Source organism: uncultured Erythrobacter sp. (genome assembly GCF_947499705.1).
Lineage (GTDB): Bacteria > Pseudomonadota > Alphaproteobacteria > Sphingomonadales > Sphingomonadaceae > Erythrobacter.
In genome coordinates this window covers 1549946-1575331 of sequence record NZ_CANMPJ010000001.1, presented here as the reverse complement: position 1 = coordinate 1575331, position 25386 = coordinate 1549946, and the positions used below count along the sequence as shown (strand labels likewise).

The window sequence follows — 25386 nt, the reverse complement described above, 5'->3', positions numbered from 1 at the left end:
CAGCGCGGTTGCAGGTTCAATCCGCTACACATCTAATTTGTCGCAAAATTCACTGTTCGATAATCGAGGATCGCTCCTATGAAATTCGCCACAACCGCGCTGTCTGCGCTTGCCATTTCGCTCGCGGCCGCGCCAACGCCCGCTTTCGCTGATGGACATGGCGCCCATGGTTCCACCGAAGCCGAAGCGCTCACGGCAGAAGATGCAAAAGCCTGGGTCGAGGAGGTCGAAGCCGATCTCAATTCATTTTCGAAGACTTACAGCCATGTTTCATGGCTGAACCAGACCAACCTCAACCATGACAGCAACTCGCTAGCTGCGCAGTTCGGCGCAGAATTCACGCTCAAGACGGTGAACTACGCGAACGAAGCTGCGAAATACGCCCGGATCGAAGGGCTGGATGCGGAGACCGCGCGCAAGCTCGATATGCTGCGCAACGGGATTGTGATGCCGGCGCCATCGCGTGACGGAGCAGCCGCCGAGCTTTCCGAAATCGCCACCAAGCTTGGCTCCGATTACGGTCAGGGGCGGGGTACGCTCAATGGTGAGGAAATCAACGGCTCCGATATCGAAGCCGAAATGGGCAACATCGAACGTACACCAGCCGAACTCGCTGAAATGTGGGAGAGCTGGCACAACAATGTCGGCGCTCCGATGCGCGGCGACTATGCCAAGATGGTCGGTATCGCGAATGACGGCGCGAAGGAACTTGGCTTCAACGATCTCGGTGCAATGTGGCGCTCCAACTATGATATGGACCCTGATGCATTTGCCGCTGAAACGGAGCGTATGTGGCAGGAAGTGAAGCCGCTTTATGTCGCGCTGCACACCTATGTCCGTCGCAAGCTCAATGAAAAGCATGGCGACGACGTGCAGCCCGCCACCGGCACGATCCGCGCCGATCTGCTCGGCAATATGTGGGCGCAGGAATGGGGCAATATCTACCCGTTGGTCGCTCCGGAAGGCGCAGGCGATATCGGCTATGACCTGACCGAGCTGATCGCGGAGAAGGAACTCGACGCAATCGGAATGACCAAGGTCGGCGAGCAGTTTTTCTCCTCGCTCGGCTTTGAGCCGCTGCCCGAAACGTTTTGGGAGCGCAGCCAGTTCGTGAAGCCGCGCGACCGCGAAGTGGTGTGCCATGCTAGCGCGTGGAACATCGACAATATCGACGACCTGCGCATCAAGATGTGCATCAAGCCGAACGCGGATGATTTCATCACCATCCACCACGAGCTTGGCCACAATTACTATCAGCGCGCCTACAACCAGCAGGACCTGCTGCACCTGACCGGTGCGAATGATGGTTTTCACGAAGCCATCGGCGACATGATCGCGCTGTCGATCACGCCGGAATACCTTGTGCAGATCGACATGCTTAAGCCGGAGCAGGTGCCGAACGCCGACAAGGATATCGGTCTGCTGCTGCGTCAGGCGATGGACAAGGTTGCATTCCTGCCATTCGGCTTGCTGGTCGATCGCTATCGCTGGAGCCTGTTCGATGGCTCGACCGATATGGCCAATGCCAACGCCGCATGGACAGACCTGCGCACAGAGTATCAGGGCATCGTCCCACCGGTCGAGCGCAGCGAAGAGAACTTCGATGCGGGCGCGAAGTACCACATTCCGGGCAATGTTCCTTACACCCGCTACTTCCTTGCGCGGATCCTGCAGTTCCAGTTCTTCAAGGCCGCGTGCGATACCGCCGGATGGGAAGGGCCGCTGCACCGCTGCTCGATCTACGGCAACGAGGAAGTCGGTACGAACCTTAACGCAATGCTCGAAATGGGTGCCTCGAAGCCATGGCCCGATGCTCTCGAAGCCTTCACCGGTGAGCGGCAGATGTCAGGCAAAGCGATGGTCGAATACTTCGCCCCGCTTATGGACTGGCTTGAAGAGCAGAACGAAGGCCAGGAAGCAGGCTGGTAATATGGCTGTACGTCGGATCGGGCTGGGATTGGCTCCCGTCATGCTCATGGCATCCGCAGGATGCTCGGCAGAGGACATGGACGATCTACTCCCAGATCCGGACGCCAATCCGCCCCGGTCAACTCTCTACGTGACCAATAAGCGCGGGAACGATCTATCTGTCGTGGATCTCCAGACTGGTACGGAGATCCAGCGCGTCCCCACATGCGACACGCCGCACGAACTGGCGCTTTCACCGGATGGAAGTCTGCTGGCAGTCGCCTGCTATGGCAGCACGACAGTCGATATACTGCAAACCGCCGGGCTCGAAAAAATCGTCTCGGTGGAGCTTGGCGAACGCGCCGCGCCGCATGGCATTGTCTGGATGCCGAGCGGCAATCTCTATGTGACGGCGGAGGGACGCCAATCGATCTTTCGCTTGTCGAATGTCGAGGAGCCAATCGGTCGCAAGGATGAGTTCAAGACCGGCAAAGAGGGCAGCCATATGCTCGCAGTAGCCCCTGACGAAAGCGCCGCGTGGACTACTGACCTATCATCGAAGACAGTCACCCGCGTCGATCTGACAGGGGATGCAGAACCACTATCGGTGACGGTCGGGGAGGAGCCGGAGGGTATCTCTCTAACTCCAGACGGCAAGACATTGTGGGTGTCCGCCCGAGGTTCCGATCAGGCATTCGCGCTTGACCCAACGACGATGGAAGTGCGCGAGACGGTTGAGACAGGCCGCTTCCCGCTGCGTCTTCTGGTTCGCCCTCAGGGCGATGTCGCCATCACGTCCGATCTTCGCGATGGCGGCCTTACCGTGATCGATCTGGAAACGGCCAAAGTCGTTCGCAGCATTGCGGTTTCCAGTCCGGACGAAGCAGAGCAGAGTTTTCAGGTCACTATCCTTTGGTCTGACAATGGCGAACGGATCTATGTGGCTGAAACAGCCAGCAATACGGTTGCTGAAGTCGATTATCAAAGCGGTGAGGTGCTGCGCCGTCTGGAAGTTGGCGAAGGTGGGGACGGGCTAGCAATTCTGCAGCCGGTTGGTGCTGAATGAGCCAATCGGCTCGCGCCGCCGCCAATTTGCCGAGTGTTGGGTGGCGCGAGTTGGTCGACCTGCCTGACCTTGGACTGTCGGGCATCCCCGCCAAGATCGACAGCGGTGCGCGCACATCCTCGCTGCACGGCGAAGTGATTGAAGAGATTGGGCGCGATGGCCAGAGCTTTGTGCGCTTTGCGGTCGATTGGGATGGGGAACGGCATGTCTGTGAAGCCGTTCATGTCGACATACGCGGCATCACCAGCTCGAATGGCGACACCCAGCGACGCTATGTCATCAAGACACCGCTGCTGATAGGGCAAACCCAATTCCGCGCCGAAATCAGCCTCGCAGATCGTTCGGAGATGAAGTTTCCCATGCTGATCGGTCGGTCCTCGCTACGCCGCCGTTTTCTCGTCGATAGCGGACATTCGTGGCTTCAAACGCCCGGCATAAAGTCGGCGAAGAGCCACAAATCATGAGGATCTCGAAATGAAAATCGCAATGCTGGCGCGCAATCCGAACCTGTATTCGCACAAGCGCCTCGTCGAAGCGGCGGAGGAACGCGGGCACACACTCGATATTCTCAACACCACCCGCTGCACCGTGAACATCGCCAGCCACCGACCGACAGTGATGTATAGGGGCGAAACGCTGAGTGGTTACGAAGCGGTCATTCCGCGGATCGGGGCGTCGATCACCAATTACGGGCTCGCCGTTCTGCGGCAGTTCGAAATGGGCGGGGTCTGGTCGCTGAATGAGAGTGTCGCGATCGGCCGGAGCCGGGACAAACTGCGCTCAACCCAGATCATGGCAAAGTACGGTCTCGGCCTGCCGCTGACTGCTTATGCCAACGATCCGAAACAGGCCGAGGAGATCATCAAGGCGGTGAACGGACCGCCGGTGGTCATCAAACTGCTCGAAGGAACGCAGGGGATCGGCGTGGTGCTCGCAGAGACGTTGAAAGGTGGAGCGTCGATCATTGAGGCGTTTCGCGGCGCCAATGTAAACATCATGGTGCAGGAATTCATCAAGGAAGCAGGCGGGTCCGACATTCGCTGCCTCGTAGTGGGCGGTAAGGTGGTTGCCGCAATGAAGCGCCAGGGTGCAGAGGGCGAATTTCGTTCCAACCTCCACCGCGGCGGCACTGCCGAGCTGATCAAGATCACGCCCGAGGAGCGTTCGACCGCAGTGCGCGCGGCGAAAGCCATGGGCCTCAATGTCTGCGGCGTCGATCTGCTACGCAGCAATCACGGACCGGTCATCATGGAGGTCAATTCCTCACCGGGGCTCGAAGGCATCGAGAACGCGACCGGAAAAGACGTGGCTGGCCAAATCATCCAGTTTATCGAAGGCAATGCCAAACCGGGAGCGACCAAGACGAAGGGGAAGGGGTGATGCGAAAGCTCATCGGAATTTGTGTTGGGTTTCTGGCCCTTCTTTCTTCGGCCTCTTCGTACGCGCAGGATGCCTCTCGCGAGGTAAATATCACGGCTGGATCGACAGCAGGCTGGATTCCGAGTGAAGAACTAGAGGATCAGGCAAAGGAAGCGTTCGAACGATATTTCCGACTGCTCGATGCTCAAGACTATGGCGTAGCGCATTCAATGATGGGCTCGGGGCTACAGGGAATGCTCCCATTGGATAGATTTGAGGAGCAGGAACGCACTGCAAGACAAAACTGGGGACGCACGGTCTCACGCGAGATCACCAAAATCACCTGGACAAAGGATGCGTCGAACACGCCCAAGCCGGGCATCTACGTTGCGCTCGATATGACGGCGCGCTTTACCAAGGTTGATCGTCACTGCGGATACATGATCCTGCACAAGGCGCCCGATGCTGATAGCTTCGTCATCGCTCGCACTCAGCAATCGGTTCTTGAAAATCAGACGGCGGCATCAATCGCGCAGACCAGTTCGCCTCTGCAAATGGAGCTTGTCTGGCGCATTGTCGCTCGTGGCTGCCCCAACTATCAGCCACCAGAGCTTCCCGATACGATTTCAGACGGTATCGAATTTTCAAGCTTCGCCGAAGCCAAAGCGAGTCTAGTGAATCGGAGCGACGTGGAGACCAAACTAGAGCGGGGGTGGACGATCATTGCTGACAAAACCAACCTCGCGGTTTGGTCGTTCTCACCTCTTGGTGACCCCACCCATCCGAGCGTTCTTAAGAGGTGGGTCGAATCGACCGGTCCCGAGACTTCGGAAATGTCGATGGGCCTGCTTTGTGAAGCTGAGAAGCGGCTGTGTGATGGATTGTTCGAAGAGATGGCCTTGGCCAATGGCTTCATTCCGGTAACGACTGAACAATAGCTCCGCGCAACGTGACGTGGCCGATCCAACTCGTTAAGCGGTTTTCGGACAGAAAGAGATAAGAAGCTGCAAGGGTGGAGCAGCGCATATCAAGGACGGAAGAATGAAGATTATCGGGGGTTTGCTTGGACTACTGTGTGCGGTGAGTTTGCTCGCTGCGCCCGCTCAGGCGCAGAGTCAGCAGCAGGTTGTCACTCAGTTCAACGATTCCACCATTTCGCGGCTGCTGCTCGATGTAGGCACGAGCTGGGATATTGAAGGCGGACCGAACGGCGAGAAAATCTACCGTGTAAGCGCAGACGGCGGGGTCAATTTCACTCTGTCGCCCCGCGCCTGCGCAGCCGAAACTGGATGCGCGGGCCTGCTGATGATCGCTGTGTTCACCCGCAACGATCAACGCAGCCTCGGGGAGCTCGACCAGCTGCTCAACCGCTACAATGACCTGAACCCCAATGGAAAAGTCTACCGCGTCGAGGATGGCACGGTGGTGCTGCAGGGTTACATCAACGCGATCTACGGCGTCAGTTACGCCAACGCGCAGGCGCAGATTCTGGTGTTCGGTCAGGAGTTAGGCAAGCTGCGCAATGAGCTGACGGCGTTCAGTGAGAGCGGGCGCTGACGTTAGAAATCATGCGGTCGCCTCGCACCGCGAAGAGGAGTGTATGATGGATGTGAAAACGCATAATCCAACGCCGTGGCTACAGGGTTTCGGTCTCCACCATGCAGTGGAAGTAACCGGCGGTTCACGCACGTTGTATCTGTCTGGCCAGACGGCTTCAGCAGCCGATGGATCCCCTATGCATCCCGGCGATATTGTCGCGCAGTATAAGGCGGCTTGGGCCAATGTAGTAGACGCGCTTAAGGCAGCGGGCATGACGCCGGCCAATCTTGTTCGGCTTAACTTCTACACCACCGATGTAGATGCCTTCATGGCAGGAGCGGATCAGATCATGCCGATCCACGGTGAAGCTGGTGCGCAGATTGCGGCGACTCTGCTCGGTGTCTCAAGGCTGTACGATCCCGACATCATGATCGAGCTGGAGGCGACTGCGGTCGCCTGAGGTTGCTAGACCTTATCTAAACGGCGGCTCGTTGAACGCGCGCAGTTTGCGTGAGTGCAGGCGGTCGCCTTCGTCCCGTAGTCTTGTGCAGGCTTCCAAGCCAATCTGGAGGTGCGCGGCGATCGCCTGTTCGTAGAACTGGTTTGCCTGACCGGGCAATTTTATCTCGCCATGCAGCGGCTTGTCCGACACGCATAGCAACGTGCCGTAGGGAACGCGGAAGCGGTATCCCTGTGCGGCGATGGTGGCACTTTCCATTTCGACTGCGATCGCGCGGCTTTGCGAGAAACGCTTGGCCGAGCTGGAATAGTGCAGCTCCCAGTTGCGGTCGTCGGTGGTCACGACCGTACCGGTGCGCATGCGCTGTTTGATGTTTGCTCCCTGGACGCCCGACACTTCTTCCGCCGCCACAGCCAGCGCTTGTTGGACCTCCGCAATGGGTGGGATCGGAATCTCAGGCGGGAGGACGGCGTCGAGCACGTGATCATCGCGCAGATAGGCGTGCGCGAGCACGAAATCGCCGATCTTCTGGCTGGAGCGTACACCGCCGCAGTGACCGATCATCATCCATGCATGCGGGCGCAGTACGGCGAGGTGGTCGCAGATCGTCTTGGCGTTGGATGGTCCGACGCCGATGTTGACGAGGGTAATCCCGCGGCCGTCTTCGCGGATCAGGTGGTAAGCGGGCATTTGGTGCTTGCGCCAAGCTGTGTCGCTGAGCTGTTCCTGCGCATTGTCGACGCATTCGCTGATATTGAGGCCACCCGCTCCGGTCAGCCCGGTATATCCGCCATCACAGATCTGCTGTGCACCCCAGTTCACGAATTCATCGACATAGCGGTGATAGTTGGTGAACAGGATGAAGTCCTGAAAGTCTTCGACCTTGGTTCCGGTGTAGTGTGCCAAACGAGCCAATGAGTAGTCAGTCCGCAGCCCGTCGAAGAGCGACAGCGGCATATCCTGATGCTCGTCGAACTCGATCCCGTCTGCGAGTTCGTCTCCGATCAGGGCGAGGTCGGTTGAGGGGAAATGCTGAGCAATGTCAGTCGGGGCGATCCCGACCATTGCTGCACCGGCTTCGCCATCGAGCACATAGGGAAAAGGGATTTCCTGCCGCGACCGGCCAACGGTGACATCAATCTCATACTCGGCAGAGATCAGTTCGAGCTGTTCGGCGAGGTACGACGCAAACAGATCGGGCCGGGTGATCGTGGTTGTGTAGGTGCCTGGAATCTCAAGACGCCCGAATGCGCGGCTGCGGTCCAGCGGCTCTCCGACACCCGAATAATGCAACGTCAGCTGCGGGTAGGCATAGCTGCCATCCTCGCGTTTGCGCTTGGGAGGAACCGTACCGTTCCGGCCAAAGGCGATCACGTCGTCGCGCAAGGCGGTTACCGCGTCGCTATAGTGCTGTTGCAATTGTTCGATGATGTCGGGGATTGAGGTCATGCATTTCACCTAGCGATTGAAGTCGAATGTTTCAAAGACACTCGCGTTTCCGAAGAATGCGGCGTCCCTTACAAAAAGGGCGCGGCCATCACAGCCGCGCCCTTTTGTGTTTGGTGTGATAGAACCCTGTGCGAGTTATTCGCTGGCTTCTTCCTCTGCCGAAGCGTCGTCCGAAGCAGCTTCTTCTGCCGGAGCAGCGCCTTCGTCGAGCAATTCAGCGGGGATTTCACCCGGCTCAAGGTTAGGGTCGATGCGGTTGGCGTCGGCCTGTTCCTCGATTTGTTTCTGCTCGTCTTCGAACATCTGCGCCAGAACGTCTACGCCTTGCGACTGCAATTCAGCTTCGTCGTCCGAACGCGCCACGTTGGCTTTGACGGTCACGTGCACCTCTGGGTGCAGCGCTACGGTCACATCGTGCATGCCGATCGTCTTGATCGGCGCGCCCATGATGACCTGCTTCTTGTCGACGTCGTGGCCTTGTTCGACCAGACCGGCGACCATGTCGCGAACGTTGACCGAGCCGTAAAGCTGGCCGGTGTTCGATGCAGCGCGGATCAGAATGACCTCTGCACCAGCAACCTTTTCGCCAGTTGCTTCTGCACCGGTACGCTTCTCGGCGTTTTCTTTTTCAAGACGCTCACGATTGGCTTCGAACACCTTTTTGTTGGCGTCATTCGCGCGCAGGGCCTTCTTCTGCGGAAGCAGGAAGTTGCGGGCGTAGCCATCTTTCACGGTGACGATGTCGCCGATGGTGCCGAGTTTCTCGACGCGTTCGAGGAGAATGATATCCATGTTCTTTCTCCCTTACTTCACGATGTACGGCAGCAGGCCGATGTGACGGGCGCGCTTGATCGCCTTGGCGAGCTCACGCTGCTTCTTGGCAGAAACGGCGGTGATGCGCGAAGGCACGATCTTGCCACGCTCGGACATGAAGCCCTGAAGCAGACGTACGTCTTTGTAATCGATCTTGGGGGCGTCATTGCCGGAGAACGGGCAAGACTTGCGGCGGCGGAAAAACGGGCGTGCCATCAGTCGCGGTCCTCACGGTCAGAGCGACGCTTACGGTCGCGTTCGTTCTTGCGCATCATTACGCTTGGACCTTCTTCGTGCTCTTCGACACGGATGGTCATGTAGCGGATCACGTCTTCGTTGATGCGCGTCTGGCGCTCAAGCTCAGCGACGACCGAGCCGGGCCCGTCGATGTTGAGCATTACGAAGTGTGCTTTGCGGTTGCGCTCAATCTTGTAAGCGAGGGATTTGAGGCCCCAGGTTTCGGTCTTGGTGACCTTGCCTTCGTTCGCTTCGACGATTTCGGTCGCCGTGGCCGCCAGCGCGTCTACCTGGGCCTGCGAGAGGTCCTGACGCGCGAGGAAGATATGCTCGTAATGAGCCATCTCGCGTTCCTTTCAATTGCTGCCGATCGCTGGCTGATCCGTCCGGATGACGGGGCCCCTCCGGCTTTCTTGCTCCACCTCTAACGAGGCGAAGGCGCGCACATACTGGTTTTGCGGGCAAATGCAAGGCTTGTCAGCGGCGCTCAGTGCGGGCACGCGGCACAAAGCACAGTCGGCAAATAGGGGAATCGCATTGCCTTCAGGATTGGCAGCATTGCTGGATGATGTGGCGGTAATCGCCCGAACTGCGGCGGCCTCGGCCGACGATATTGCGGTGGCTGCGGGCAGGGCGGGTTCCAAGACTGCTGGCGTGGTCATCGATGATGCGGCGGTCACGCCGAGTTATGTCACAGGCTTAAGCCCTGCGCGTGAACTGCCGATCATCTGGGCTATCACCAAAGGCAGCTTGTTCAACAAGCTGATCATATTGTTGCCCGGTGCAATTCTACTCTCCGAATTCCTGCCGTGGCTGATTATCTGGATTCTGATGCTCGGCGGCGCCTTCCTGTGTTACGAGGGCGCGGAAAAGGTGATGGAAAAGCTGGGCGGCGCGAAGCACGGCAAGACTCTCGAAGATGAGATCGAAGATCCGCTGGAATTCGAGAAACAGCGCATCGCGGGGGCCGTCCGCACCGACTTGATCCTGTCGGCAGAGATCATGGCCATCACCCTCAACGAGCTTGACCTGCCGACGTGGTGGGAACGCGGTCTGGCGCTGGGCCTGGTAGGCTTCGTGGTCACAGTTGTTGTCTATGGCGTCGTCGCACTGATCGTGAAAATGGACGATGTGGGACTGCATCTCACCACACAAGACAGCGACGCAGCTCGAGCGCTTGGCCGGTTCCTCGTGAACTCAGTGCCAAAACTTCTGGTCGCGCTTTCGGTCATAGGAACAGTAGCCATGCTGTGGGTCGGTGGGGGCATCATCGTACACGGCACGCACGAGGTTGGGTTTCACTTACTCTACGATTTCACCCACGGCGCGGAAGGATGGGTTGCCGGAGTTAGCGGAGCATTCTCGGGCATCGCGGGCTGGCTAACCTACGCGGCCATTTCCGGAGTAATCGGATTGGCACTAGGCGCGGTGATCGCATTTGTGTTGCACAAAGTGATCGGTTGGGAAGGAGCGCACTGATCGTGACGCGGCCAACTCTTTATACCTGCGCCCGGTCTCGCGGGCTGCGTGCAACCTGGGCCGCGGAGGAAGCGGGGGTTGAGGTCGATCTCAAAGTCCTGCCATTTCCGCCGCGCTACCTTGCACCCGAGTACAAAGAGATCAATCCGCTCGGCACCGTTCCGATGCTCGTCGATGGTGATGCGAAGCTGACCGAAAGTTGTGCGATTGCGCACTACCTTGCGACCAGGGAGGGCTACACCGATCTTGCCATTGCGCCGGGCGAGCCGGATTACGCGGAATACTGCGATTACACCTACCACGCTGATGCAACGATCACCTTTCCTCAGACGGTCTATATGCGGTTCGCGATCTTCGAGAAGGACAAGGGCTGGGCCGAAGCTGGCGAGGCCTATGCCAAGTGGTTCGAAAAACGTCTCGTGAAAGTCGAGCAACGGCTCGATGGGCGCGAATATCTGTGCGCCGACCGCTTTACTGTGGCCGATATTTGCGTCGGCTACGCTCTGATCCTTTCGCAAAATGTCGGATTGGACGACCGTGTGCCGGACAGTCTGAAAGCGTACCGCGAACGGCTGACGGAACGCGACGCCTACAAACGGGCGTTTGCGCGGGAGGAAGAGGGGCGCAAGGCTTTGGAAGCGGCGAACTAAGCCGCCTGATCCTCGCTCACTGGTCGCGTCGACAACTCCCTCCGAAGAAGCTTCCCAATCGGATCGCGGGGCAGGGCGTCGACGAATTCGATGTAGCGCGGGCGTTTGTATCCGGCGATTTTGCCCTTGAAGCGCGCGGTGATCTCTTCTCGGCTGAGGGTCTCGCCGGGTTTCAGCACCACGAAGGCTTTCACCGCTTCGCCCCATTGCTTGTCCGGCACGCCCGCGCATCCGGCATCGGCGACTTCGGGCATTTCGGCGAAGACGGCGTCGACTTCCGCCGGGTAGACATTCTCGCCGCCGGTTTTGATCAGCTCCTTCGCTCGGCCAAGCAGGTAGCCGAGGCCGTTCTCATCCATTGTCCCAAGGTCACCGGTGCGCAGCCAGCCATGGCCTAGCGCCGCTTCGGTGGCTTCTTCATTGCGCCAGTAGCCGAGCATCACCGAGGGGCCGCGCAGACAGATTTCGCCTTCTTCGCCGGGCGGCAATTGGTTGCCATCCGGATCGAGTATGGTCATTTCGACATGTGGCATCGCCCAGCCAATCGAGCGTGGGTGTTCGAGCATGTCCGGATAGTCGATGAAGGTCGCAAAGCCGCACACTTCTGTTTGCCCGTACCCGCCGACCACGCGAGCGTCCCAGTCCTGCTCGATGAATTCGTACATCTGCGGGCGTCCCATGCCTGCTCCGCCGGTGTAGTTGGTGAGCGGCATCGTTCCGTCTCGGACTGGCTCCATGGCGACCCATGGGAAGCAGATCGTAGGAAAGGCGCTGGTCGTGGTGCTGGCTTCGCGGTGGACCAGATCGAGCACGGCCGCGCTATCGTCATCGCGTCCGGCAAAGACGCTGCACCCGCCGCAGGCGAGCATCGCCGCGACCTGCTGCATGCCGACGACGTGAAACAGCGGATTGATCGAGAGCAGCCGTTCCTCGGGGGTGAACCCGCGCCGCACCGAGAACCCCATCGCTGAAGACGCCACTGCGCTCCCCGCCTGCAAACAGCCTTTAGGCTTACCCGTCGTGCCGCTGGTATACATCATGTAAAGAGGGCGCTCGGCGGCGAGATCGGGCAAAGTTTGGACCGGTTGGTTGTTCGCGACAATGCTCTCGAAGGTACCATCGGGCGCGTGCGATTCATCCACTTCGATCACGTCGCCAGCCTCGGATTCTTCGAGTAGCGCCACAAACCTCGGATTGACGAAGGTCATCGTCGGTTCGGCATTGCCGATGATCCATGCGATCTCACTCGGAGCAAGCCGCCAATTCAGCAGCACCGCAATCGCTCCGATCCGCCCGCTGGCCAGTAGGATCGTAAGATACGGCGCGCCATCGGTCAGCAGGATCGCCACGCGGTCGCCGGGGCCAATCCCCTTGGCGAACAGCCAGTGCGCCATTCGCTCGACCCGTTCGTCGAGCTCCGCATAGGTCAGCCGCTGTGCGCCATCGACCGTAGCCTCGCGGCTTGCGTGCTGGGTTGCACAGTTCCGCAGCAGCGTATCGATTGAAAAATCGCGGGTGTTCGATTGCGGGCGTAGCGGCATGCTCGGTCTCTCCTCTTTCAAGGAGTTAGACCGAGCATGCGCGTCCCGCCATCAGCGATTTTGGTGAAGCTGGTCTGGACCGTCTTGGTCGAGGTGGGTTCCGCACTTGCCGCAGGTCTTGTTCGGCCATGGCACCACAAACACGCCGCGAAAGAACAGGTTTTTGCCGCAGGTTGGGCAGTTGAAGCGCAGCATCGGCGCATTGACGATCACCAGACCAATGATCGCGGCGGCAAAGGCTAAGGTCGAATGGCCGTAGAATTGGTCGACAGCGAGTACGATCGTGATGGATAGAATCAACGCGGCCAGCATTCGCCAGCCGTGCAATACCGCTCGGCGATAGACATTCATTCGAGCCGCTCGAAGACGCCCTTGGCAAAGGTCGTCAGTGTGTCATCGCGCGCGCCCATGATGACGATGCGGTCTCCCGGCTGAGCGATTTCGACGATCCGGTCTCCGCAATCTTCGCGCTCTGCAATGTGTTCCGCATTCCCGCCAGCAGCATTGATCAGATCGATAATCCGCTCGGTTCCTTCGCTGCGATCTACCGTGCCGCCGAAGTAGACTGGATCGCACATGATCGTGATGTCGTCGGAATCCAAATCCTTTGCGAAAGTCTCCGCGAGTTCGTCGCCCATCTGGCGAAGCGGTCCATAGCCATGCGGTTGGAAGAAGACGATGACGCGTCCGTGCGTGGCTTTGAGCGTGCGCAGGGTAGCGGCGCATTTCTCCGGGTTGTGCCCGAAATCGTCGATGACGGTGATGCCGCCCTCGGTTGAGCCGACAACGTCGAAGCGCCGGGCAAGCCCCTCGAACGAGCGCAGAGCATAGGCGGCGTTGCGCACGTCGATCCCGGCCGCGCTCACGGCAGCGATGGCTGCCAGTGCATTCGAGAGATTGTGCATACCGGGCATTGGCAGGATTAGCGGGAAGACTTCGCGGCTGCGATTGTCGAGCACCGCCGCGCGAATACCAAACGCGCTTTGATCGATGGAGTCAGGTTCCACGGTGATGTCGGCGTCAGTGTTGCGAACTCCGTAACTCACCAATTGCGATGCGCGTTCGGCGAGGAACCGCGCTTCGTCATTGTCGAAATTGACCACCGCGCAGCCGGATGCCGCAAGGTAATCGCCAAACAGAACCCGCAGTTCTTCCATACTTTTGTGGTCGAGGCTGACGTTGAGAAGCACGCCAATGGTCGAACGATAGAGCGCGATAGTCCCGTCGCTTTCGTCCACCTCGCTTACGAATATCTGAGGCCTTCCGACCCGCGCACTGGCGAAGGGGTTTTCGTCGCTGGCGAAATTCTTCATCACCGCGCCGTTCATGACGGTGGGGTCGAATTTCGCCTCCGCTAGTATCCAGGCAATCATGCCAGTAACGGTCGATTTGCCGGAGGTGCCGCCAATCGCGATTGAGTATCCCGCCTGATTGAACAAAGCCGAATTCAGCTCGGCCCGGCTCATGCGTTCGCAGCCCAATTCCTTGGCACGGATCACTTCGGGCACGGTGTCTTCGACTGCGGCGGATGCCACCAGGATTTGGTCGGTAGAGTTCAACCCGCTGCCATCCTGCGGGAACAGGTTGAAGCCGCTACCTTCAAGCCATTGAAACTTTTCAGGAGTTCGCCCTTGATCGCGGCTGCGGTCCGATCCCGCAACCTCGTGGCCGATACCGTGAACGATCTGCGCCAGCGGGAGCATGCCCGATCCGCCGATCCCGCAAAAAAAGAATGGCCGACCCGTAAGGTCCGGCCCATCGATCCCATCCGCCATGGGAATCATGGTTATTGGCTTGCACCTAACCTGACAAGCGACTTAGATCATTGCCAATGACAAATATTGTTATCTGCGCACCGGCCACCCCGATCACACGCGAACATGCGGCAGCGCTTGAGGCCTTGGTTGCCGACGAATTTCCGCAGCACCAGGTCACCTTTCACGACCAATGCTTTGAGCGCGCAGGGCATTTTGCAGGCGACGATCTGCGGCGGCTTGAGGCATTGCTGGATTGCGCCAATGATCCGGCATTCGACGCGGTATGGTTTGCCAAGGGCGGGTATGGTTCCAACCGGATTGCCGAAGCTGCCGTTGCGCAGATGAACCACTCGGCGCGGGCCAAGACATATGTTGGCTTCTCCGATTGCGGGTATCTTCTAGCGGCACTGTATCGAGCAGGGATTGGACAGAGCGTGCACGGTTCCATGCCCGTTAGCGCAAGATCGGAGCGCGGGCGCGAGGCTGTTCGCCGAGTTCTTCGTTGGTTCGGAGGTGACGTCAGTGGGGTCGAACCAAGTCTCGATGGCACCACGCCCGCTGCGGCTTTCAACCTGATTACGCTTGCGATGATCGCCAACACACCAATCATGCCCGATCTTTCGGGTCACATTGTGATGGTCGAAGAAGTGAGTGAACACCTATATTCGATAGACCGGATATTCTTCAACCTTGTGAACAGCCTACCGCGCCTTGCTGGCTTGCGGCTTGGTGCGATAACTGATGTGCCGGAAAACTACGTGGAATTCGGCCAGACCGAGGAAGAGATCGCGCAATATTGGTGCGCCCGGGGAGGGATTCCCTATCTCGGCCGCGCCGAGATAGGCCATAATGCTGCCAACAGGGTTGTACCGTTCGGGCTTGCCAGTCCGCCAAGCGCTTCCTAACGGCGCTGCTCCAAGAGGAGGATCAAGATGCGCGCATTCGTTTTTCCAGGACAGGGCAGCCAGAAAGTCGGTATGGGCGTTGAGCTCGCCGAAGCCAGCGCAGCGGCGCGTGCCGTCTTCGAGGAAGTCGACGAGGCTCTTTCCCAGAAGCTATCTTCGATCATGCGCGATGGACCGGAAGATCAGCTGACCCTGACCGAAAACGCACAGCCTGCCATCATGGCCAATGCTATTGCGACATTACGCGTGCTTGAGACCGACTTCGGTGTTTCGCTGGCTGATGCAGGCGATTGTGTCGCTGGTCACTCACTCGGCGAGTATACCGCCCTGTGTGCAGTTGGCGCGTTTGATCTCGCAACGACCGCACGGCTTCTGAAGCTGCGCGGGCAGGCGATGCAATCGGCGGTGCCGGTTGGCGTTGGCGCAATGGCTGCCTTGCTTGGTGCCGATATCGAGAAAGCGACCGCTTTGGCCAAAGCCGCTGCTGAGGGTGAGGTGTGCGAAGTCGCAAATGACAACGATCCGGGGCAGGTCGTGATCTCTGGCCACAAAGGGGCGATCGAACGCGCGATTGGCCTGGTAAAGGATCACGGCATCAAGCGCGGCATTCTGCTGCCCGTGTCTGCGCCGTTTCATTGTTCACTGATGCAGCCAGCTGCCGACTGCATGGCCGAGGCGCTCGCAGAAACATCACCGGATACGCTTGCATTGCCGCTTTACGCGAATGTCACCGCAGGCGAAGTCACTGATGCCAATGAAGAACGCGAATTGCTCGTTCAGCAAGTGACAGGCCGTGTGCGTTGGCGTGAGAGTGTGGGCGCGATGCATGCCGATGGTGTCAGGAGCTTCGTGGAGCTCGGCGGTAAAGTGCTTACTCCTATGATCCGTAAGATCGCAGGCGAAGCCGAGACAGCCAGCCTGATCACGATGGAAGAGCTGGAAGCCTTCGCCAAGTCACTCTGAACCTATCGATTAATCGCGCAGCCAGCGTGCGTTAATCGCCTGCTATGCGATAGTGTCTCCTCGAATTGCACGGGGAGAGGGTGATGCGGTTTAGAATTCTTGGGGCTTTCGTCGCAGCGGCCTCTATCAGCTTTGCAGCATGCGCACCGGCGGAGGGCTCTGCTTCCAATGACGCACCAGCAGGCCTTGGGGGCTTCGCTTCGAAGGCTGAGCTAGAAGCGTTTGCCAAGAAATTGTCGAAGCGGCAGCGAGAGCGTCGGCAAGCCGCCGTTTACGAATCAGCTGGGGTTGAAGCCGCCGCCGATGCCTCTGCCGATGCCGCCGAACCCGAAAGCATCACCAACACTCAGGAAGCGGGCGTCGATGAAGGCGGGATCGTCAAGAACGCCGGTGACTATCTGATCGTCCTGCGGCGCGGGCGATTGTTCACGATCAACCACGGCGACGATGATCTGAGGCCAATCAGCTCGGCCAACGCCTTCCCTCCGGGCAAGTCCAATCCGGGCGGCACTTGGTATGACGAGATGCTGGTCAGCGGCAATCAGGTCATAGTGATCGGCTATTCCTACAGCGAATTCGGAACCGAGCTTAATCGCTTCGACCTCTCCGACGATGGCGAGCTGACCTATCGCGACACGCACTATCTGCGTTCGGGGGACTACTATTCGTCAAGCAACTATGCCTCGCGCCTGATCGGCAATGAGTTGATCCTCTACGCGCCCGTCTATGCGCGGTGGGACAATCTTTACGAGAATCTTCCCGCGCTGCGTGGCTATGGCGAAGACGCTGATACCAAACCACTGGTAGAGCCGCAGGATTTCCTGATCGCAGAGCCCTACCGCGATGGCGAATTCGATCTCAACATGCTGCACGTCGTCACGCGGTGCGATCTTTCGACGCCGGAGCTTGAATGCAGCGCCCGCGCCATCGCAGGCACATGGAGCCGTAGCTTCTATGTGTCGCGCAGCGCGGTCTATGTCTGGACCGGAGGCACGCAGACCTTCTGGGATCGAGAGAATTTCAGGCGCGTGCCGGGCCAACTCTATCGCATCCCGCTTGATGGTTCGCAGCCCGGCGCGGTGCAAGTTGCCGGTTCGCCGATCGACCAGTTCTCCTTCGCCGAGGATGCGGGTGACGGCGTACTACGCGTCCTTCTGCGCGACCTCGGCAATGGTGACGGTATGTGGGCGAGCGAGTTCAGTGGCGGCGAAGTTGCGATGGCAAGTATCGGGCTAGACGACTTTGACAACGGTGCGCGGGCGCTGCCGAAGTCAGGCTACCGGTCCTTGCCCAAACCTGATGGCTGGCGGCTACACAACCGTTATGTCGGCGACTACCTGCTCTACGCGGCGGGAAGCTATGGCCGCGAAGGCGAAAGCCCGATGGTTTATGCCGTCCCGCTCAATGGCCGCGCAGTGCAGGAAATACCCCTATCCCACGGCATCACCCGCTTCGACAGGCTTGGGAATGATGGGGTTGCCATCGGCCCATCTAAGGGCGGCGCGCTTGGCTTCTCATCGCTCGCCTTGGGCAGGCGTGCGAAGGTTGAGGATACGTACCTGCTTCCTGCCGCCAATGAGGGCGAAACACGCAGTCAGGCGTTCTTCTACCGCCCTGACCGTGGTTCGGACGGATTGAGCGGCACTCTGGGCCTGCCAGTCAGCCGCCAAATCGAACAGACGGGTTCGGAATTCCTTGGCTCTGGTTCATCGATCGCTTTCCTGCGGCGTGACAATCGTTCGCTTTCACCGGCTGGTGAGCTTGTCGCGCAAACTGAAAACGCTGTCGATGACAATTGCGTTGCCTCCTGCGTCGATTGGTACGGCAATGCTCGCCCGATCTTTATGGGTGACCGCGTCTTTGCGCTGATGGGCTACGAACTGGTCGAGGGGAGCATGCGGAGCGGCCGAATTCGTGAAGAACGGCGGGTCAGCTTTGCTCCGTGAGTTCGACACCGTCTGGGTCGACGCAGAAAACGCGCATCTGCTGGACCGTGTGGCAGATGGGGTGTTCGACCACGCCATCGATCCTAGGAATCTGAAAGCCTACCTAGCGGTTCCACAAAACTGGATGTGTCTGGCGCTGAATGAAGGCCTTGTCGTCGGCATGGTGATGTGTGTCGTACACCTCCATCCCGACAAGCCGACCGAGCTATACCTTGACGAGATCGGCACAGGCGACGATTGGCGCAGACAAGGTATTGCACGGCAGCTCATGCAAATGGTGTTCGACCGCGCCGATGCCGAAGGATTTGACGAGATCTGGCTGGGGACCGAACCCGATAATCTGCCCGCGCGTGGTCTGTATGAGAGCACGGGGGCGAAGGGAGAGGCGGCTCTGATCTATTATCTGGAGTGGTGAGGAGCCCGATATGTTTTCACTCGAGGGAATGAATGCGCTGGTAACCGGCGCGAGCGGCGGTATCGGTTCGGCGATCGCGACTGCTCTGGCGAGTCAGGGTGCGCGTGTGGCGCTGTCCGGTTCAAACGGCGACAAGCTGCGGGTCTTTCGCGAGCAATTGATGAGCGAAGTCGGCGGCGACCATGTCGAGATCACCTGCAACCTTTCCGACACCACGCAGGTCGAGGAACTGATCCCCGCGACACTCGATACGCTCGGCGGAATCGACATTCTGGTCAACAACGCGGGGATCACGCGTGACAACCTCGCGATGCGGATGAAGGATGATGAGTGGGATCAGGTAATTTCGATCAACCTCGAAGCCGCCTTCCGGCTGATGCGGGCCAGCGCTCGCCCGATGATGAAGGGTCGGTTTGGCCGGATCATCAACATCACCAGCGTCGTCGGTGCGACGGGGAATCCCGGCCAAATGAACTATGCTGCTGCCAAGGCTGGCCTGACCGGCATGACCAAAAGCTTTGCGCAGGAAGTCGCCTCGCGCGGGATAACCGCCAATTGCGTTGCGCCGGGCTTTATCCGCACCGCCATGACATCGGCGCTGGACGAGAAGCAGCAGGACGCCATCAATTCGCGCATCCCGATGAGCAAGATGGGCGAGGGCAGCGATATCGGCGCCGCCTGCGCCTATCTCGCGAGCCGCGAAGCAGGCTACATCACCGGCGAAACGCTGCATGTGAATGGCGGCATGGCGATGGTGGGATAGTAAAGGCTGCTTGTAAGCGCCCTTATCCCCAAGGGAATGCGCACTCGCGCGAACCCGAACTTGCCCGTATTTTCCACCGCGCTAAGGTTTTCGCGTAATTCCCGGCGCTAGAGGGGCGATTCCGGCCCTTCTTCGCACCAATTCGAGAAGTGATAGGCTAGGCACATGAAGGCTACCATCGAACGCGCGACGCTCCTGCGGTGTCTTTCTCACGTCCAGTCGGTGGTCGAACGCCGCAACACCATCCCGATCCTGTCCAACGTGCTGATCGACGCCAGCGATGGCGGCAGCGTGAAGGTGATGGCGACCGACCTTGATCTGCAGGTGGTCGAGACGATGGCAGCGGCTTCGGTCGAGGATGCGGGCGCGATCACAGTATCCGCACACTTGCTGTTCGATATCGCCCGCAAATTGCCCGATGGCAGCCAAGTGAGCTTGGAGACCGCCGAGAACCGGATGGAGATCAAGGCCGGGCGCAGCCGTTTCAAGCTGCCTACGTTGCCGCGTGATGATTTTCCGGTGATCGTCGAAGGCGATCTGCCGACTTCATTCGAACTGCCAGCCAAGACATTGGCTGAGATGATCGACCGCACACGGTTTGCGATCTCGACCGAGGAAACCCGCTACTACCTCAATGGCATTTTCCTGCATGTGACCGACGAAGACGAACCGGTGCTGAAGGCCGCTGCAACTGACGGTCACCGACTTGCGCGGTTCACGCTCGCTCGCCCAGACGGTGCTGAGGGCATGCCCGACGTCATCGTGCCGCGCAAAGCAGTCGCTGAGCTTCGTAAGCTGCTCGACGAGGCGATGGACGGCAATGTCCAGATCGACCTGTCAGCCAGCAAGATCCGCTTCACGCTCGGCGGTGAGGGCGGGGTGGTGCTGACCAGCAAGTTGATCGATGGAACCTTCCCTGATTACAGTCGTGTGATCCCGACCGGGAACGACAAACTGTTGAAAGTCGATCCGAAGAGCTTCTTCCAAGGCGTTGATCGTGTGGCAACAATCGCCACTGAGAAAACGCGCGCAGTGAAGATGGGCCTTGATGCGGACAAGGTCACTCTGTCGGTCACATCGCCCGACAACGGCACCGCGACCGAGGAACTGGCAGCTGAATATAGCTCGGACGGGTTCGAGATTGGATTCAACGCCAACTACCTCAAGGATATCCTTGATCAGATCGACAACGACACAGTCGAATTGCACCTCGCCGATGCTGGCGCACCGACGCTGATCCGGCAGGACGATAAGAGCCCCGCGTTGTATGTACTGATGCCGATGCGGGTTTAACCCGCGATGGGGGGCGATATCTCCGTCGTTTCCATCGTTTCCATTGTCATTGGTTTTGCGATCTTCGGCTCGCTCCTATGGTTAGTAATAACCTGTTTGCTCGGCGTGATGAGTGGCTGGCTCGGCTTGCGCGAGGCTTATGCCGATAACCCGAACGAGCCTGCAATCGAGAGATTTGGAAGCGTTTCCGGCAGCATGGGCCGTTTCCCACCGGGGGGCGTCCAATATGGCTTCGGATTGACCATCGACGTTTGTGAACGCGGAATGCGTCTGTCAGCCTCACGATTTCTCTCGCCGCTATCGCGCCCGGTTATTATTCCTTGGAATGACATCAAGCCGGAAAAGGCATTTGGCTACACACGTCTAGTGCTTGGTGAGCCCGAAGTGGGAATTCTGCGCCTCCGAAATGGCTTGTTCGACAAGATTGCCGCGTCGGCACCGGACGGGGCCATGTTCGGGTCTAAGTGATGGGCCAGGTCCGCATCTTCGGAACGGTCATTTCGACTTACACCCGGATCATCCAGATTACCTGCGAGGAAGCGGGGCTTTCCCACGAAACGATTCCCACCCCTGCGCAGTCGCCGGAGAACCGCCATCCTTTCGGCAAGGTGCCGGTGGTTGAGGTCGATGGACTGGAGCTGATCGAAAGCGTCGCGATCGCGCAGTATCTCGACAATGCGCACAATGACGGCGCGCTCCAGCCTGCCGGTCCTGCCGCGCGCGCCATTTCCGACAAATGGATCGCCATCGCCAACAATTACCTGTTCCCGCTGTTTGAGAACGGCCTCGTCATGCCGTGGATCATGCACCGCGTTGCGGGCTTTCCACTCGAACAGGAAAAGATCGAACGCGCGCTGCCTAATATCAGCCGGGCGCTGGGTTTCCTCGAAGCGGAAATCCAGAAAGACGGAGCCTGGACCACCGCCGGTTTCACACTGGCCGATGTGTTCCTCTATCCTGTCCTGCGCGGTCTTCAACTGACACCGCAAGGCGAAGTCGGCATCGCGCAGTGCGATCACCTTGCGGCGTGGCTGGCGGTCACCGAGAACCGACCGTCGATTGTCGCAACACAGTGGGAAAGCGAGCCTTGATCGGTTAGAGCTGCTGGCAAAGAGGAGATACCCCTATGAGCCTTTCGCAAGTCCATGTCCGCAAAGATGAACTCACCAACGCAACGGTTGTAGAAGCTGATAGCGGTGAGCTCGCCGATGGCGCGGTCCGCCTGAAGGTTGAGAGCTTTTCGGTTACCGCAAACAACATTACCTATGCAGTGGTCGGCGACGGGTTCGGGTACTGGAACTTTTTCCCGCCGAAAGCCGACGACCCCGAGGGGCTCGGAATCGTCCCGATGTGGGGTCATGCCAAAGTAGTCGACAGCAACCATTCTGACATTGCCGTTGGCGAGCGGGTCTATGGCTACCTGCCGATGGGCACCCAGCTTGATGTTCGGCCCGGGAACATTTCGGAGGCGAGCTTCTCTGACAGGACCGATTATCGCCAGCCTATGAGTCCGGTCTACAATCAGTATTCTCGCCTCGCAGCTGATCCGGAACACGATCCGGGCCGCGAAGCCGAGCGGATGATCTATGGTCCGCTGTTCAAGACCGGCTTCATCATCGACTATTTTATGCGCTCGGAAAGCTGGTTTGATGCCGAACAGGTGATCCTGACCAGCGCTTCGTCAAAGACGGCGATGGGCCTAGCCAGCGTGGCCAAACAGAACTCGCCGAGCATCAAGCGGATCGGACTGACATCGTCAGGGAATGTCGATTTTGTCGAGAGTACAGGCCTTTACGATCAAGTGCTGACATATGAAGAAGTCGGTATGGTGCCGATCGCGCCGACCGTGACAGTTGATTTCGCCGGCAATGCCAGCCTGCTCGCGAAGCTGCATGAGCACTTTGCCGACACCCTCAAATACTCGTGCCTCGTGGGCGCGACCCATATCGAAGAGCGCGGTGAGGGCGGAATGCGCGCGGAGCGCGGGCTGCCCGGACCAAAGCCGACCTTATTCTTTGCGCCTGATCACTTCGTGGCGTTTTTCAAGGAACACGGCCCTGTCGAGGGCGGTCGGATGATTGCCAAGACGTGGCATGGCTTCCTTGATGCGGTTGAAGGAACGGTCGAGATCGTGAAGTTGCAAGGCCTCGACGCCGCACGCGAGACCTATCTCACAATGGTAAGCGGCAGCGTTAATCCGGCCAAGGGGATTGTGATCGAGCCTTAGGGCTTAGTCATTCGGCACGGCGTAGTCGTAAAGCCCGCCGCGCTGCGCTTTGTGGCGCGCATCCATCGCCTCGGACGTGCTTTGCTCGGTCGGGACGATGCACCAGCCGCCACCTTTGGCCAGCGCTGCATCCAGGCCTTGCTCCAACACTTCGGGGCCGGGCTGGGCTCGCCAGTGTTCGCCTAGCTCATCAGGAGCCTGCCGTGCGCCGCCAAAGCGGTCGGGCCGCGCCTGTGCCGCATTCCAGATCTGGGTGTTGAGGATGCCGGGACACAGGATCGTGACGCCGATAATGTCCTCGGCCAGTTCCGCTGTCAGCGCTTCACCGATGGCGGCGGTCATCTGCTTAGTGGTGGCGTAGAGCGTGAAAGGGCCGCTGACCGGCACGACCGAGGCCGAGCTGGCGGTAATGCCGACATGGCGCGATCCTTCGCGGGACTTGAGCATGGGCAGCCATGCCTGCGCGGTGTGGACCGGCCCCATCACGTTGACACCCATCAGCCAGTCGAGCGTCCGGGCCTTCGCGCCGCTTACGGTATCAGCGCTGCCGACCCCGGCGTTTATCCATAGCAGTGAAGGCTCCACACCCTGCGCGATCAGCTTCTCGGCGACGCGCTGGGTCTCCTTCGCATCGGATACGTCGCACCCATGCGCCCGCGAGTCCGCCCCGCACAGCCGCGCGGTTTCCTCCGCTTCGTAAGCGTCAATATCGAGCGCGCAGATGCGCATGCCCTTGGCTGCAAAGTGCTGAGCAAGCCAACGACCGATCCCTCGACCTGCGCCGGTTATGACGGCCCAGTCGCCGGGTTTGGGCTCGAACGGACTCACTACTCAGCCGCTTCTGCAAGCTCGGCGCGTTGCGGGCCACGGATCAGTCCACCAGGGGTCTCGCCGGTCCATTTGCCTTCTTCAAAGGTGACAACGCCGTTCTTGATCGTGCAGGCATAGCCATCGGCCTTTTGCAGCAGGCGTTTGCCTCCAGCGGGCAGGTCGAAAGCGAGCCATGGGCGACCTAGCTTCAGGCGCTCCATGTCGATCACGTTGAGATCGGCGAGATAGCCGGGGGCGATCACGCCGCGATCCTCCAATCCGTAGAGCATGGCGGTATCGCGGCATTGGCGCTTGATCGCGTTTTCTAGCGTGATGCGGTCCCCGCGCTTGCGGTTCTTCACCCAATGTTCGAGCATGAATGTTGGGGAAGCCGCATCGCAGATCGTTCCGCAATGCGCGCCGCCATCAGAGAGAGAATTCACCGTGTCGTCAGCGTGCTGGAGCGGATGGAGGAAATCGAGATTGCCGTCCGCGTAGTTCAGGATCGGAAGGTAGATAAAGCCGGTCGCATCCTCGCGGCACAGCATATCGTAAGCGTATTCCTGCGGATCGACGCCCGCTGCATTGGCCCGCGCATTTACGCTGGCGGTTTCATCCGGCTCGTAATCGAATTCCGGGTCCATTTCATATTGCAGCGCCCAGCCTTGGGTGATGACCATCACCACGCCGATTATGTCCATCGGCGCTTCGGAATAGTCGTTGGCTTCGGACAGCAATTGCTTTTTGAACGCGGGATCGAGCAGCTTCGCCTTCTGCTGCTCCCACGGCAGGTCCTTGATTTCCTGCCAGCTGGGGCGGAAGGCAAAGGGGTTCACGGTGCCTTGCCACGCCATAATGATGCCGTTTCCGCGCAGAGCAATCTGGGCGACGATATTCGCGCCATTGTCGTTCTCGGCGCGCATCGTTTCGATCTGCTCTTTGAGCGGCATTTCCTTGGCGATGCTCTCCAGCGCGGCGAAAGTCACCGGAATGCCGGCCTCGCGGCTGAGCTTGCCCATCCATTCAAACTCGTTCCAGTCGCGCTGGAGGTCGCTGGCCATTTCGAACACCGCGTAACCGCCTGCATCCTTGGCGCGGCCCATGGCCTTGCCGATGGCCACCAGTTCTTCGGGCGTGGCGGTGGTTCCGGGGACGAGTTCGCCATCGACCGATTTGTGTAGCACGGTGCGAGAGGTCGAAAAGCCGAGAGCGCCTGCGCGCACGCCTTCCTCTACGATGTCGGACATGGCCTTGATATCGTCTTCGGTCGGCACGGCGCCCGGTTGTTCACGGTCGCCCAGCACATAGGCGCGCACCGCTCCGTGCGGCACATGGGTCGCGACATCGACTGTGCGGGGCAGCTTCTCCAGAGAGTCGAGATATTCCGGGAATGTTTCCCAATCCCACGTGATTCCTTCGGCGAGTGCAGTGCCGGGAATGTCCTCAACGCCTTCCATCAGGCTGATCAGCCATTCGTGGCGGTCGGGTTTGGCGGGCGCAAAGCCAACGCCGCAATTGCCCATCACAACTGTCGTGACGCCGTGCCAGCTTGAGGGGGCCATTTCCTGATCCCATGTCGCCTGACCATCGTAATGCGTGTGAATGTCGACAAAGCCGGGCGCGACCACCTTGTCGGTCGCATCGATCTCTTCACTCGCATCGCCTGCGATATCGCCAACCGCAGCGATGATGCCGTCCTTGATCGCAACGTCGCCGGTAAAGCTCTCTGCACCCGTTCCATCGACGATGGTCCCGCCCCGAATGATCAGGTCGAATGCTGGCATGGTTCTCTCTCCTCAATTGAAA

General features: G+C 59.3%; 27 protein-coding genes. 18 read left to right on the top strand and 9 right to left on the bottom strand.

Annotated elements, in window-relative coordinates; all coding sequences use genetic code 11:
* The first annotated feature begins 78 nt into the window (after nt 1-78).
* From Q0837_RS07385 to Q0837_RS07355, 7 genes are all read left to right on the top strand, one after another.
* Nucleotides 79-1929 (top strand): M2 family metallopeptidase, encoded by a 1851-nt coding sequence (locus Q0837_RS07385; protein WP_298467023.1) that lies wholly within the window; start codon nt 79-81, stop codon nt 1927-1929.
* A 1-nt stretch (nt 1930) separates the two neighbouring features.
* Nucleotides 1931-2974 (top strand): YncE family protein, encoded by a 1044-nt coding sequence (locus Q0837_RS07380; protein WP_298467021.1) that lies wholly within the window; start codon nt 1931-1933, stop codon nt 2972-2974.
* Nucleotides 2971-3438, top strand: a complete 468-nt coding sequence (locus Q0837_RS07375; protein WP_298467018.1) for a RimK/LysX family protein — start codon at nt 2971-2973, stop codon at nt 3436-3438. Before Q0837_RS07380 ends, Q0837_RS07375 begins: the two co-directional genes overlap by 4 nt.
* 10 nt (nt 3439-3448) lie before the next feature.
* The gene (rimK, locus tag Q0837_RS07370; protein WP_298467015.1) at nt 3449-4354 is read left to right on the top strand and encodes a 30S ribosomal protein S6--L-glutamate ligase; all 906 of its coding nucleotides are present in this window, start codon (nt 3449-3451) and stop codon (nt 4352-4354) included.
* Nucleotides 4354-5271, top strand: a complete 918-nt coding sequence (locus Q0837_RS07365) for a DUF4019 domain-containing protein (RefSeq protein WP_298467013.1) — start codon at nt 4354-4356, stop codon at nt 5269-5271. The genes rimK and Q0837_RS07365 overlap by 1 nt, the downstream gene beginning before the upstream one ends.
* Before the next feature lie 103 nt (nt 5272-5374).
* The gene (locus Q0837_RS07360; RefSeq protein ID WP_298467010.1) at nt 5375-5890 is read left to right on the top strand and encodes a hypothetical protein; all 516 of its coding nucleotides are present in this window, start codon (nt 5375-5377) and stop codon (nt 5888-5890) included.
* A 43-nt stretch (nt 5891-5933) separates the two neighbouring features.
* Nucleotides 5934-6332, top strand: coding sequence for a RidA family protein (locus tag Q0837_RS07355; protein ID WP_298467007.1), 399 nt, complete (start codon nt 5934-5936; stop codon nt 6330-6332).
* 12 nt (nt 6333-6344) lie between these two features.
* Here Q0837_RS07355 and Q0837_RS07350 read toward each other — a convergent pair whose 3' ends face one another.
* The 4 genes from Q0837_RS07350 to rpsF form a co-directional block, all read right to left on the bottom strand.
* Nucleotides 6345-7781, bottom strand: a complete 1437-nt coding sequence (locus Q0837_RS07350; RefSeq protein ID WP_298467005.1) for an AMP nucleosidase — start codon at nt 7779-7781, stop codon at nt 6345-6347.
* Nucleotides 7782-7916: 135 nt separating this feature from the next.
* Nucleotides 7917-8573: a 50S ribosomal protein L9 gene (gene rplI / locus Q0837_RS07345; protein WP_298467003.1), complete on the bottom strand. Its 657-nt coding sequence runs from the start codon at nt 8571-8573 to the stop codon at nt 7917-7919.
* Between the two features lie 12 nt (nt 8574-8585).
* A complete protein-coding gene (gene rpsR / locus Q0837_RS07340) occupies nt 8586-8810 on the bottom strand; it encodes a 30S ribosomal protein S18 (protein ID WP_034904833.1) in 225 nt (74 codons plus the stop codon).
* The gene (rpsF, locus tag Q0837_RS07335; protein ID WP_298466994.1) at nt 8810-9175 is read right to left on the bottom strand and encodes a 30S ribosomal protein S6; all 366 of its coding nucleotides are present in this window, start codon (nt 9173-9175) and stop codon (nt 8810-8812) included. The genes rpsR and rpsF overlap by 1 nt, the downstream gene beginning before the upstream one ends.
* 193 nt (nt 9176-9368) lie before the next feature.
* Here rpsF and Q0837_RS07330 point away from each other — a divergent pair, with 193 nt between their 5' ends.
* Nucleotides 9369-10310, top strand: coding sequence for a DUF808 domain-containing protein (locus Q0837_RS07330; protein ID WP_298469833.1), 942 nt, complete (start codon nt 9369-9371; stop codon nt 10308-10310).
* Between the two features lie 2 nt (nt 10311-10312).
* Entirely contained in the window at nt 10313-10960 is a 648-nt protein-coding gene (locus Q0837_RS07325) for a glutathione S-transferase family protein (protein WP_298466990.1), read from the top strand.
* Here Q0837_RS07325 and Q0837_RS07320 read toward each other — a convergent pair.
* The 3 genes from Q0837_RS07320 to Q0837_RS07310 are packed head-to-tail and all read right to left on the bottom strand — an operon-like array spanning nt 10957 to nt 14276.
* Complete coding sequence (locus Q0837_RS07320) at nt 10957-12501, bottom strand: class I adenylate-forming enzyme family protein (RefSeq protein ID WP_298466987.1); 1545 nt, start codon at nt 12499-12501, stop codon at nt 10957-10959. The genes Q0837_RS07325 and Q0837_RS07320 overlap by 4 nt on opposite strands.
* A gap of 51 nt (nt 12502-12552) precedes the next feature.
* Nucleotides 12553-12852 (bottom strand): hypothetical protein, encoded by a 300-nt coding sequence (locus Q0837_RS07315; protein WP_298466985.1) that lies wholly within the window; start codon nt 12850-12852, stop codon nt 12553-12555.
* Nucleotides 12849-14276: a Mur ligase family protein gene (locus Q0837_RS07310; protein ID WP_298466982.1), complete on the bottom strand. Its 1428-nt coding sequence runs from the start codon at nt 14274-14276 to the stop codon at nt 12849-12851. Before Q0837_RS07310 ends, Q0837_RS07315 begins: the two co-directional genes overlap by 4 nt.
* Before the next feature lie 56 nt (nt 14277-14332).
* Here Q0837_RS07310 and Q0837_RS07305 point away from each other — a divergent pair, with 56 nt between their 5' ends.
* The 9 genes from Q0837_RS07305 to Q0837_RS07265 all read left to right on the top strand — a co-directional run bounded on the left by Q0837_RS07305 (nt 14333) and on the right by Q0837_RS07265 (nt 22770).
* Entirely contained in the window at nt 14333-15163 is an 831-nt protein-coding gene (locus Q0837_RS07305; protein WP_298466979.1) for an LD-carboxypeptidase, read from the top strand.
* A gap of 27 nt (nt 15164-15190) precedes the next feature.
* Nucleotides 15191-16126 (top strand): ACP S-malonyltransferase, encoded by a 936-nt coding sequence (gene fabD / locus Q0837_RS07300; RefSeq protein ID WP_298466976.1) that lies wholly within the window; start codon nt 15191-15193, stop codon nt 16124-16126.
* 83 nt (nt 16127-16209) lie between these two features.
* On the top strand, nt 16210-18072 hold the full coding sequence (locus tag Q0837_RS07295; RefSeq protein WP_298466973.1) for a beta-propeller domain-containing protein: 1863 nt from the start codon (nt 16210-16212) through the stop codon (nt 18070-18072).
* A complete protein-coding gene (locus Q0837_RS07290) occupies nt 18062-18487 on the top strand; it encodes an N-acetyltransferase (RefSeq protein WP_298466970.1) in 426 nt (141 codons plus the stop codon). Before Q0837_RS07295 ends, Q0837_RS07290 begins: the two co-directional genes overlap by 11 nt.
* A gap of 10 nt (nt 18488-18497) precedes the next feature.
* Complete coding sequence (gene fabG / locus Q0837_RS07285; protein ID WP_298466967.1) at nt 18498-19250, top strand: 3-oxoacyl-[acyl-carrier-protein] reductase; 753 nt, start codon at nt 18498-18500, stop codon at nt 19248-19250.
* Nucleotides 19251-19415: 165 nt separating this feature from the next.
* Nucleotides 19416-20543 (top strand): DNA polymerase III subunit beta, encoded by a 1128-nt coding sequence (dnaN, locus tag Q0837_RS07280; RefSeq protein WP_298466964.1) that lies wholly within the window; start codon nt 19416-19418, stop codon nt 20541-20543.
* Nucleotides 20544-20549: 6 nt separating this feature from the next.
* Nucleotides 20550-21011: a hypothetical protein gene (locus Q0837_RS07275; RefSeq protein ID WP_298466961.1), complete on the top strand. Its 462-nt coding sequence runs from the start codon at nt 20550-20552 to the stop codon at nt 21009-21011.
* A complete protein-coding gene (locus tag Q0837_RS07270; RefSeq protein WP_298466958.1) occupies nt 21011-21634 on the top strand; it encodes a glutathione S-transferase family protein in 624 nt (207 codons plus the stop codon). The genes Q0837_RS07275 and Q0837_RS07270 overlap by 1 nt, the downstream gene beginning before the upstream one ends.
* Nucleotides 21635-21669: 35 nt before the next feature.
* Nucleotides 21670-22770, top strand: coding sequence for a DUF2855 family protein (locus Q0837_RS07265; protein ID WP_298466955.1), 1101 nt, complete (start codon nt 21670-21672; stop codon nt 22768-22770).
* A gap of 3 nt (nt 22771-22773) precedes the next feature.
* On the opposite strand, the gene Q0837_RS07260 is transcribed toward Q0837_RS07265, so the two are convergent.
* Entirely contained in the window at nt 22774-23598 is an 825-nt protein-coding gene (locus Q0837_RS07260; protein ID WP_298466952.1) for an SDR family oxidoreductase, read from the bottom strand.
* Nucleotides 23598-25364, bottom strand: coding sequence for an amidohydrolase family protein (locus tag Q0837_RS07255; RefSeq protein WP_298466949.1), 1767 nt, complete (start codon nt 25362-25364; stop codon nt 23598-23600). Before Q0837_RS07255 ends, Q0837_RS07260 begins: the two co-directional genes overlap by 1 nt.
* Between the last annotated feature and the right edge of the window lie 22 nt (nt 25365-25386).

Bases quoted from the DNA above. Each gene is read 5' to 3' on its own strand.
- Q0837_RS07385 (WP_298467023.1), top strand. From the start codon at position 79: ATGAAATTCGCCACAACCGCGCTGTCTGCGCTTGCCATTTCGCTCGCG.
- Q0837_RS07380 (WP_298467021.1), top strand. From the start codon at position 1,931: ATGGCTGTACGTCGGATCGGGCTGGGATTGGCTCCCGTCATGCTCATG.
- Q0837_RS07375 (WP_298467018.1), top strand. From the start codon at position 2,971: ATGAGCCAATCGGCTCGCGCCGCCGCCAATTTGCCGAGTGTTGGGTGG.
- rimK (WP_298467015.1), top strand. From the start codon at position 3,449: ATGAAAATCGCAATGCTGGCGCGCAATCCGAACCTGTATTCGCACAAG.
- Q0837_RS07365 (WP_298467013.1), top strand. From the start codon at position 4,354: ATGCGAAAGCTCATCGGAATTTGTGTTGGGTTTCTGGCCCTTCTTTCT.
- Q0837_RS07360 (WP_298467010.1), top strand. From the start codon at position 5,375: ATGAAGATTATCGGGGGTTTGCTTGGACTACTGTGTGCGGTGAGTTTG.
- Q0837_RS07355 (WP_298467007.1), top strand. From the start codon at position 5,934: ATGATGGATGTGAAAACGCATAATCCAACGCCGTGGCTACAGGGTTTC.
- Q0837_RS07350 (WP_298467005.1), bottom strand. From the start codon at position 7,781: ATGACCTCAATCCCCGACATCATCGAACAATTGCAACAGCACTATAGC.
- rplI (WP_298467003.1), bottom strand. From the start codon at position 8,573: ATGGATATCATTCTCCTCGAACGCGTCGAGAAACTCGGCACCATCGGC.
- rpsR (WP_034904833.1), bottom strand. From the start codon at position 8,810: ATGGCACGCCCGTTTTTCCGCCGCCGCAAGTCTTGCCCGTTCTCCGGC.
- rpsF (WP_298466994.1), bottom strand. From the start codon at position 9,175: ATGGCTCATTACGAGCATATCTTCCTCGCGCGTCAGGACCTCTCGCAG.
- Q0837_RS07320 (WP_298466987.1), bottom strand. From the start codon at position 12,501: ATGCCGCTACGCCCGCAATCGAACACCCGCGATTTTTCAATCGATACG.
- Q0837_RS07315 (WP_298466985.1), bottom strand. From the start codon at position 12,852: ATGAATGTCTATCGCCGAGCGGTATTGCACGGCTGGCGAATGCTGGCC.
- Q0837_RS07310 (WP_298466982.1), bottom strand. From the start codon at position 14,276: ATGGCGGATGGGATCGATGGGCCGGACCTTACGGGTCGGCCATTCTTT.
- Q0837_RS07305 (WP_298466979.1), top strand. From the start codon at position 14,333: ATGACAAATATTGTTATCTGCGCACCGGCCACCCCGATCACACGCGAA.
- fabD (WP_298466976.1), top strand. From the start codon at position 15,191: ATGCGCGCATTCGTTTTTCCAGGACAGGGCAGCCAGAAAGTCGGTATG.
- Q0837_RS07295 (WP_298466973.1), top strand. From the start codon at position 16,210: ATGCGGTTTAGAATTCTTGGGGCTTTCGTCGCAGCGGCCTCTATCAGC.
- fabG (WP_298466967.1), top strand. From the start codon at position 18,498: ATGTTTTCACTCGAGGGAATGAATGCGCTGGTAACCGGCGCGAGCGGC.
- dnaN (WP_298466964.1), top strand. From the start codon at position 19,416: ATGAAGGCTACCATCGAACGCGCGACGCTCCTGCGGTGTCTTTCTCAC.
- Q0837_RS07275 (WP_298466961.1), top strand. From the start codon at position 20,550: ATGGGGGGCGATATCTCCGTCGTTTCCATCGTTTCCATTGTCATTGGT.
- Q0837_RS07270 (WP_298466958.1), top strand. From the start codon at position 21,011: ATGGGCCAGGTCCGCATCTTCGGAACGGTCATTTCGACTTACACCCGG.
- Q0837_RS07265 (WP_298466955.1), top strand. From the start codon at position 21,670: ATGAGCCTTTCGCAAGTCCATGTCCGCAAAGATGAACTCACCAACGCA.
- Q0837_RS07255 (WP_298466949.1), bottom strand. From the start codon at position 25,364: ATGCCAGCATTCGACCTGATCATTCGGGGCGGGACCATCGTCGATGGA.